The organism is Bariatricus sp. HCP28S3_D3, from assembly GCF_052065755.1.
In the GTDB taxonomy this organism is placed as follows: Bacteria; Bacillota; Clostridia; order Lachnospirales; family Lachnospiraceae; genus Allocoprococcus.
The window spans coordinates 1-9,365 of the sequence record NZ_JBQHTK010000055.1; the positions used below are offsets into that span (position 1 = coordinate 1).

A 9,365-nucleotide genomic window follows, 5' to 3' on the forward strand; every position below is an offset into this window, starting at 1 on the left:
AGTGAAAAACTCCAATCTATCAAAAATCGCATGTGAATTATAGTGAATTACTCCAACTCGCAAAGGGCTGGGGTAATTTTGTATCTGACCGCATTAATATTTGGCGCTTACAAAAAATCTTGACACAGTCCTATAAGTAAGTGATTTCTAATTCATGGGACGACAGGAGATGTAAAAACATCCAGAATATTCAATTATAACTAAAAAGACTGTCAAAAACGGTTAAACACCGAATTTACCAGTCTTTTATAACATTTTTAAAATCAGTCATTTAGTAATAAACATTAAAAAATGAAGTTTTCCCATAGTGTCGTTTGAACATCATGGAGTTTTACTAATTTTTACATCATTCGAATATTCTCTGTCTTGTTTGGAAAACGAAAAATAATTATATCATTTTCCTTCTCTTATCATCCTCTATTCTAAATTAAATCTTAAACGTTCAGCAATACTTCCTTTTTTGGTCTGATGATATATTAACTCTGCTATTTCAATTGTAACTATTAGAAGAACTATGGCTAAAATTATAAATAATTTCCATGGAAAATAAAATCTAAAATACGCTAATTCTTTCTTTATACTTTCCCCCATTAGCCAAAGTATCCCATAACCAACTGTGCCTACCAAAACAATAACAATTCCCCAATGCCAAATGCCCTCTGCAATTAATAGTGTTCTCAACTGCTTACCTGTCATACCAATACTTTCCATTATAACTAATTCATGTTTGCGAGTTTGTATCCCTGTTACAATTGTATTCCAATAATTCATTATACCTATGGCAAGTAGAACTATTCCCAATGTACCCAAAACTAAATTAGTAACTTTTATATAACTCTGTGCTGATGCTAAATGTTCAGAATTGCTATATAAAAGTAGTTGGTTCCATTCTTGTGATTTCTTATTGACATTTTCAACTAGTTTCTCCACATTTTGTTTTATAATTGGCTCTCTTAACGTATCGACATTCAATGAAATTACAAAATTTTTTTCATCCATGCCTAATTTCTCAAATCCTTCTTGAGATATTATAAAATAGATAATATTTGTTCCATTTGTAGTCATCTGTAAATCTGGAAAATGTTTATTTTTCGTATCAATATAACCTGCACATTTCATCTCCCCCAGTTTTATCTTTTCTGTATCGTCTTTACCATAAGAATCTAAATTATAAAAGCTAATGTTAGTTCCCGGGACTTTATCTACCTCTTCTTCCAATACAGGGGATAATTCATGATGATGCAACAAAATAACCCCTTCTCCTTTTTTAAGCATTTCTATATCTGCTGAAATTTTAAATTTTTGAACATACTGTTGTAATTCTTCAATATATTTTTGATCAACAATTTGTAGTGTTGCAAACTCTTCCCTACTCTCTCCCGCACTAGCTTTCATCTTCGGGCTTAACGCTTTATCTTCTTGTGGATGTATCACTGCAAACCCACCTTTTGAAATATTAACCGTTTCTATACCGTCAATATTCTTTATTGCTTCAACCTCACTTTTAGGAATTACTGGTGTTTGATCCGAGAATTCTTTTGGTATATATTCTGATATCATATGCATCTCTATAATACTGGAAATTTTAAAATCTGGATTTTTCAGTATATTATTAGTGGTATCTGTTCCAACTGTAATGACCAACGTCCCCAACGCTGCAATATATCCTATACTCAGTGATAATATAGAAATCATAAACTTTGTAGGTATTCTTTTTACATTTCTCCAAGCCATCCATAATATAGATGTCTTCTTCGCAGAATGTATATGCTTTACAAAAACGTGGTTACTATATTCGGAATATCTCATGCTTTCTACTGCACTTAGGCGTACCGTCTTCTTTACAGCTAAATTTGTTGCAAAAAATGTCGTTAAAGAAACAATTCCTATTGCAAGTAGCAAATATCCCCAATAAAAAATGGATATACTATCTGCGTCTCCTTTTCCTTTAAAAAATAACCTTTCCAGAGTTCCGCGTATAAGAATTCCAACTACCCCTACCCCTAATATTCCACCAATAACCACTCCCTTAAAAAGCATTTTTTCTGTTTGTATTCTTACTATAGTTTTTAATTGTTTCAAACTACATCCTAACGTTTTTAGCAACCCATACTGTTTTATTTCTCTTCTTACAGAAATATTAACTACATTATAGATAAGTAAAAAAGCACTTATCATAATAATTAATATACAACATCCCATTACAAGATAATTGCCAAATAAATCTTCCATGCTCTGACGTACCAAAGTATTTTGTCCAATAAACTGTTGTTGTTCATCTAGCATTTCTATATCTTTATATAACTGTTCTTCAATTGAAAAAACATCATATAAATTACTCTGAAGAAGCATAATTTCATCTACTGGAAAGATATCTATTTTTTGTTCATTCATATATTTATACGATACATAAGCGATAGGTGCATTTATTCCAGGATCCACGTAATCTGTATAATATCCCGATAAAATCATTCCTCTATTTTCATATTCTTCACCCGATTCCTTATTACGAAGCTGCATATCTATATTCATACCTATTTGTGGATTATCTATACCATACTCTTTCAACCATCGAATTGGAAGCATGATCTCGTTTTTTTCTTCTGGATATTTCCCATGTATTTCACCATATGCAGGCTTAACTAATTTTTCAAAGCCAACTTTATCTAAGTATTCTACAATTCCTTCATCCATTTTATTTACTTTAGCATAGCCTACATATTTCTTAATTCCTAGTTCTTCAATATAATCTAATTCTTTTATGCTTTCATACTGTTCTTTTGACGCATTTTCCAAATATGTGCTTGTAATTTCCCCTCCATTTCGCGCATACAGTAAATAGTCCGCATCCATTTTCCCAGATATAATCGCAAATACACTATAAATCAAAAAGATTGACATTGCTATTGCACTAGTTAGGATAATATTTTTACTTTTATTTTTTCTATAATATGCATCTGCTAATTTATAAACCATACTACAATTATCATTTTTCATCTTCTCCTTCCTCCTTACATATTAATCCATCCTCTATCCGTATGATACGATCCGATTGTTCTGCTATAATTTCATTATGAGTTACAATAATTATAGTCTGATGAAAACGTTCAGCCATATTTTTCAGTAAAGCAATTACAGCACTACTTGTTTTTGAGTCTAAATTACCCGTAGGTTCATCTGCTAGTATGATCGCTGGTCTTGTTAACATAGCTCTAGCTATCGCAACCCTTTGCTGTTGTCCTCCAGATAAAGTGTTTGGCATTTGATATAGCTTATCCTTTATTCCTAGCGCCGTAACAATATCGTTCATATATTCTTCATCTATTTTTCTCTCGTCAAGTGCTAAAGGTAAAGTAATATTTTCATATACATTCAATACAGGCACTAAATTATAATTTTGAAAAACAAAACCAATATTTCTTCTACGAAATATTGTGAGTTCTTCCGCATTCATACCTATCAAATTTTGTTCCTTTATGACTACTTCGCCTCCTGTAGGATCATCCAATCCGCCAAGAATATTCAATAACGTCGTTTTCCCACTTCCTGATGTTCCAATAATCGAAATAAACTCTCCTTCTTCAACCTCCAAATTTATTCCATTCAAGGCTCTAACTTCATTTTCGTGATTTCCATATGTTTTTGTAACATTTTTTACTTCTAATATCTTCATAAAAATCACTCCTTATATCAAATATGGCTTATTTATAAAGTTTTGAATATATTCCATTCATTTGTTCTACTGCTTTCTTTATCTCTCCCTGCAATTCTAAATAAATTTCATAATCTTCCTCATCCATTTTTTTCAGGTTCTTTATTTCTCCAGTTTTATCAAGCGAATATTCTCTTATTTGGGGAGAAACTCTATCTTCCGTATAATCTCCTTTCGATATATATAATGTTGTAAATTGGTCTGTTTTCCGTATTGTCACATCTACCTTTTTCGTACTTAATAAATCAGAACCGTTTTGAGTATATGTTCCTACCACAAATTTTTCACTTGAATCTAATTCCTGGTTCCATTTCCATAAAGCAGGTCTATCAAATAGATAAATATCATATCTAAAATCAGTATCTTGTAAGCAATAATAGTTATCCCCTTCCTTTTCAAATCCTAGCTCTTTTAAACTACTTTCCATAGAATGAATTATATTGTTTTGCTTAAAAGTTTGAATACCAAAATATGATATGCCCACTAAAGCTATTACTGATATAATAGCTGCTACTATTTTGAATATTTTTAAATGTTTTACTTTTTTATCAATTTGCTGTACTATTTTTAAATTATCTCTCAACATAACATCCACTGAGACTCCAGATAAATCACTAATCTTGACTAAAGTTTGTAAATCGGGAAAGCTCTTTTCTTTTTCCCAATTTGAAATTGTTTGTCTTGTGACATGAAAATACTCTGCAAATTCCTCTTGTGACATTTTTTTCTCTTCTCTTAATTTTAAAATGGTTTCTCCGATTTTCATTTATACGACCTCCTTATATTTTTGTGAATATTCTTGTTTGCGAAAACCGCAATTCCGGCAATGTGGAAACCGACATTCCGGTTGTCGGAAACCGGCTTAATTCTGCTTGGGCGATTGTGCCTTGTATTGATGTTATTTGTCAAGCCCTTGCCGCATAAGCGGTGCAAAGCAGGCTTGACTAATTGCATCAATGCAAGTACTCTTTTCAGAGCAGAATTATCAAAAGCGGTTTCCTGTCGCCGGACTATTGGTGTAATGCCATCCGGAATATTCATTTTGATAATTCTATTTTACCAAAAACCATCGTAATAACCAGCAAATTCTACTTACAACCTCGTTCTTTCACCGCAAATTATTTTTACGTCGAATAATTCTGCCGTATTCAGGTTGATATGGCAAATATTTATTGTATGATATGTTCATATAAACGCTCCCAATTCGTAAGACGAAGCCGCCCATCCAACAGACATCGAACCTTCCCATTCTGCCCCTTATTCAGGCTATGTATAAATGTAATATTCCCTACTCCAGAAATCAAAGTCCGGTTTCTGCTTTTTTGTACGGTATAGTTAGTTTTGCGATTTCTATTTTCCCGAATTAATGTATCAGCAACTGTTAAGCTGTTAAAAACAATCCAATAAAATCTGTTGTTGCCTGATCGGTCGAACTGTTCACGGTCTCCACAAAGACTTAAAACCGATCTAAATGTTCTAAAAATCCTTCCTGAACATCCAATAATACTCTGATAAGAGTGTTGATTAGTGTTATAATATCCATAAGTAATGAACTCATTTCGGTTTGTATTTTGGGTGCAAAATCGTTATGCCTCAAGGACTCATTACTCTTTTCATATATTCTTAATCAACTGACTATTTCTTTACTCCAACAATCAATGCAAACGCTTATTTCTGACTTTTAAAAATCATATTTATTATTATTTTTAGATATGATAAAATCATTACTATAATTGTAAATAATGCTTTTCAGATACGAAAGGAAAATGTCATGGAATATTTATACCTTGAATGTGTCAAACACGAGACATTGGTTAATGATCTGCAAGTTCTTACTGGGGCTACCCTGGAAAAAACCGAGCAGCTTCTTAATGTGTTAAAAGATATTTTACCAAATACTCTGCAAGAATCTGAGTATTTTTATGAAGAGTCAGAAGAAGCTGTTACTCCTGATGTCTTGAGTTTTTTTATTCCGGAAACGAGATATTACATATCCATAAAGAGATCAACGCTTCACATAGCAATGTGGATCATGGATTACTTTTTTGCAAGTATTCCCTCAAAAATAGATTCTCTTACAGGTTTCATGAAAAAAGCAATATGGAAAATCACTGATAGACATTTTTGTGTTTTTTCTGAAATTCTTCGTTTACATGAGTGTAGTAGTTCCCAACTTGAACAAATTTTTGAAGAACGACATGAATGCTGTAACCATTCAGAAATATGGAAATGTCCTTTCTTATTCGAAGAGAAATGTCTATTAAGCAACACAGAAATCAAAAAGATTATAAATGAATTAACCGAAGATGATTTAATTTTAAAAAATAATGAAATTATACATTATAATTGGTAACAGAAAGGCAGAGATTTTATGCAGAACATTTTGGATGAAATTACTCGAAGAACAAAAAAATCAGTTTACGAATATCCTTTTTCAGAAGAATCTATATCTCAGTACTTTTATGGAATCTCTTTTTTTATTGCAAAAGATAAAAACCAGGTCTCCCTGATATGGATCAAGTTGAAACTGTGTGCTGACTGCAGCGACTAACCCCGGGATCTGTTTACGGAAATCTGTACTGCCACATGCCAGAAAGATCCGGCTGGCCCCTTCCGTCATACGCCTCATCATAATTTTTTCATTACCTGCATCAGCTTTAATAAGGTATCCGGATGAAACCCATCCGGAATGTATAGTTTCATTCCCTGAAAATATATCATCAGCCGGTTATCATTGGTATTTGCTGTCCGGTTGTTTTGGTGAGATGAGATTCCGGATGAAGAGAAAACCTCCGCAAATGTGGTTATAGTTTCCTGGTTGGTTTTTCCCATAGAATAAGTCCTCCTTAAAATATATTGGTTTTTCCCAGTATATCAATTGGTGGAGGAAATAGCACTACGCCTTCTTTTGAAGCACTTACATACAAACGAGTGCTTTGTGTCAACATTTCAGTATCTTATATAAGAAAAGAACAGGATTTGCACTCCTGTCCTTCCTTCTTATATTCCGCTCAATTAATTGGTCTTCTGCAATTCAAAAGTTCCAATGTTTCCACCTTTATTACCAACATTACTATTATCTCGATTATTAAAATAACGGCCAAATAAATGATTATCATCATCTAAATCCAAAATATTATATCCATCATATTGATGTGGTAGTTCTCTACTATGGTTAATAAAACCAAACCCAACTTTTACTATTCCATCTCTTTCTATAAATATAGATGCTACATTGCTCTCCGATTTTGACTTAGGAAAAGTAGATACAAAACTGATTTTACTCCATGTTTGCACCACATCCAAATCCATATGTATTGTCGTTTGATATGTGGCAGAAGTTAGATTTCCTTCCCAATGCCCATTTAAATCTGGCACATTAAGAACTTTTCTTAATAGTTTCCATTTCCAAATATAATTGTCGAAAAGCCAATATATTAACCCATATAGAAATGTAACCCCTATAAAATTTGTCGTAACTCCCAATTCATCACATAATCTTAATATATCTGAGATCCATGCATATTGCTGTAACCACATCTTTGCATTTGTTATAATTCCTCCAAGCCAAAAGGTGAGAAATGACGATAATATTATACTTAATATAAATATATTTAAAATTACCTTTCCCCGCAGACTTTTATCAATTGTATATGCATGCATTATAATTTACTCCCCATTTCTTTCTCCTTCAGATAGCAACTGCATTTTTATCGTATCTTCACGCTGTACTATCAAATTAATTTTCTCATCTTTTCCAACAATTATTAATAAAGTTCCAGGAAGTGAATCCCGCACTTTTGCTGCAATTTCTTTCAAAGAATGTATATCTGTGTCAGACGGAATTGGTTGCATACAGGGATGGGTATGCCATTCTCCAATATAATTTATTACTCCATCTGTTTCAAGCCATCTTTTGTTAACTATTTTCTGTGCTTTTCTCGCATTCCTTCTATACAATATTCTTGAAAAGAAATTAGTTTTCAATTCATAAACTTCCACTATTTCTATAACTCTATTGTTTCTATTGAACTTTCCAAGTAGAATCCCACCTGTTTCGTATTTCATACTAGAGTAATAATACCTTTTTAAATCACTGAACACTTCCGGCTTAATAATAATCTTCAAATCATTTATTATATGATACATTAGTTATCGATCCTTTTTAATTCCATAAACCTATCTTCTTTTGATCTCCACTTAGGTTTTATTTCAAATTTTTGTTGTCTGGCCCACTTCATTTTTCCAATCCAAGTAAATTCGTAATTATGCTTCTCTTTTTTCGTATAAATTTTTCTATAATAAATATCCAGGAAATCCAGAACAAATTTCTGAGCTTCAAACCCTGCATATGGAGCATATGCACTTTGACAACCGGCTTCGCTTTTTATATATTTTCTACTATCAACTAAAACATTATTATTAAACATGCCATTGACGTCGAAAATATTTATTTCTGTACTCACATCAATTTCTCCCTGAAAAACCAAAGCATGTCCAGCAACTAAATACGGTTCTACCCATAGAATTATACATTCTTTCTCAATCTGCTTTTCCTTAAGTAGTTGTATTACCTTCTTTTCAATTACTGTATTTCCAACGCAAATTAGTATAAGATCGAAGCTATTTAACTCCGTACAACGGTTCAAGAAATATTCCCACGCATTTTCATCTATAGAATTACATTTCATTGCAGGATAATGCTTCAGTAATTCTAATTTCAGAGCCTCTGATTTTGATGTAGGTAAGCACAAATGATCACTTCCACATAAATGTCTGGCCAAATTTTCTGTTTCCAAAAAGTCATTATCGAGCAAAGTAATATCATCCGTAATTCCTATATCTATTATTGCTTTACTCACATAACTTCCTATAGAACCACATCCAATTAATAAGCAGCGTTTATCAAAACATGCATTTCCATCTCCGCCCCTCGTAAATAGTCTTTGCATCTGATAATTTCTTGTTTTAAATCGCTTAAATGTTCTTCCTTTGTTTGCTGCTAATACTCCTTTTATGTTTCTTCGGGACAATTTGATTCCATAAGATGAAAGACTAATCTCTAAAGAGAAAATGCATTTTCCTACCCCATTATCTGCATATAAAATAATTAATCCCTTACCAGAATTCTTACTTAAGAATCCATAAAATTGAGATAAATCTGATTCTGGAATTAACTCTTGTATATCTTTAATATTTTTAAGATTCACTAGAATCTTTTTCCCTATATTTATAAATAACGCTCTTTCATAGACCATCTCTTTGGGTTTTATACCATAAGAGTTATTAATAAATTCGGCTATTTTTTCCTGCTCATCAGCAACTATAGTATAATCTTCTAGCCATTCATACCTCCACAATAGATGGGTTGTTAAATTTTTACCTCCCAAATAATCTACTCTTCCGGCAGCTTTTGCCTCCCAAAATGAAACTGTCTCTAATTGATAGTCAATCATGTTCTCTTTGTTTTTACTATCTGTTAATAAACTTTTTGCACGAATAACACTATCCAATGCATCTTGAAGGAAGTTTTGAGGATTTGTGCAGTTTGCGCCCTCTGGCGGTCGCAAATGCGTTTTTCAACGGCCGCTATGCGGAGCAGAACGGCCGCTCGTATTTAGTTGATTGTTGATAAGTTATCGTATGTTTATCT

General features: G+C 32.4%; 9 protein-coding genes. 1 reads left to right on the plus strand and 8 read right to left on the minus strand.

What is annotated here, in order from left to right:
* Positions 1-417 precede the first annotated feature (417 nt).
* The 3 genes from ACTNB3_RS17245 to ACTNB3_RS17255 are packed head-to-tail and all read right to left on the minus strand — an operon-like array spanning position 418 to position 4,478.
* Positions 418-2,997 (minus strand): FtsX-like permease family protein, encoded by a 2,580-nt coding sequence (locus ACTNB3_RS17245; RefSeq protein WP_441027161.1) that lies wholly within the window; start codon positions 2,995-2,997, stop codon positions 418-420.
* A complete protein-coding gene (locus tag ACTNB3_RS17250) occupies positions 2,987-3,673 on the minus strand; it encodes an ABC transporter ATP-binding protein (protein WP_441027163.1) in 687 nt (228 codons plus the stop codon). Before ACTNB3_RS17250 ends, ACTNB3_RS17245 begins: the two co-directional genes overlap by 11 nt.
* Positions 3,674-3,701: 28 nt before the next feature.
* Complete coding sequence (locus ACTNB3_RS17255; protein ID WP_441027165.1) at positions 3,702-4,478, minus strand: helix-turn-helix domain-containing protein; 777 nt, start codon at positions 4,476-4,478, stop codon at positions 3,702-3,704.
* 1,005 nt (positions 4,479-5,483) lie between these two features.
* Between ACTNB3_RS17255 and ACTNB3_RS17260 the strand changes: the two genes are divergently transcribed.
* Positions 5,484-6,065, plus strand: a complete 582-nt coding sequence (locus ACTNB3_RS17260; RefSeq protein WP_441027167.1) for a hypothetical protein — start codon at positions 5,484-5,486, stop codon at positions 6,063-6,065.
* An 81-nt stretch (positions 6,066-6,146) separates the two neighbouring features.
* On the opposite strand, the gene tnpB is transcribed toward ACTNB3_RS17260, so the two are convergent.
* The 5 genes from tnpB to ACTNB3_RS17285 all read right to left on the minus strand — a co-directional run bounded on the left by tnpB (position 6,147) and on the right by ACTNB3_RS17285 (position 9,168).
* Positions 6,147-6,344, minus strand: coding sequence for an IS66 family insertion sequence element accessory protein TnpB (gene tnpB / locus ACTNB3_RS17265; RefSeq protein ID WP_441027169.1), 198 nt, complete (start codon positions 6,342-6,344; stop codon positions 6,147-6,149).
* Complete coding sequence (locus tag ACTNB3_RS17270; RefSeq protein ID WP_173759644.1) at positions 6,341-6,544, minus strand: hypothetical protein; 204 nt, start codon at positions 6,542-6,544, stop codon at positions 6,341-6,343. The genes tnpB and ACTNB3_RS17270 overlap by 4 nt, the downstream gene beginning before the upstream one ends.
* Positions 6,545-6,727: 183 nt before the next feature.
* Positions 6,728-7,375 carry a hypothetical protein gene (locus ACTNB3_RS17275; protein WP_441027171.1) on the minus strand — a complete coding sequence of 216 codons (648 nt, stop codon included), beginning with the start codon at positions 7,373-7,375 and terminating at the stop codon, positions 6,728-6,730.
* Between the two features lie 6 nt (positions 7,376-7,381).
* Complete coding sequence (locus tag ACTNB3_RS17280; protein WP_441027173.1) at positions 7,382-7,861, minus strand: Mov34/MPN/PAD-1 family protein; 480 nt, start codon at positions 7,859-7,861, stop codon at positions 7,382-7,384.
* Positions 7,861-9,168 (minus strand): ThiF family adenylyltransferase, encoded by a 1,308-nt coding sequence (locus ACTNB3_RS17285; protein WP_441027175.1) that lies wholly within the window; start codon positions 9,166-9,168, stop codon positions 7,861-7,863. The genes ACTNB3_RS17280 and ACTNB3_RS17285 overlap by 1 nt, the downstream gene beginning before the upstream one ends.
* Positions 9,169-9,365: the final 197 nt, after the last annotated feature.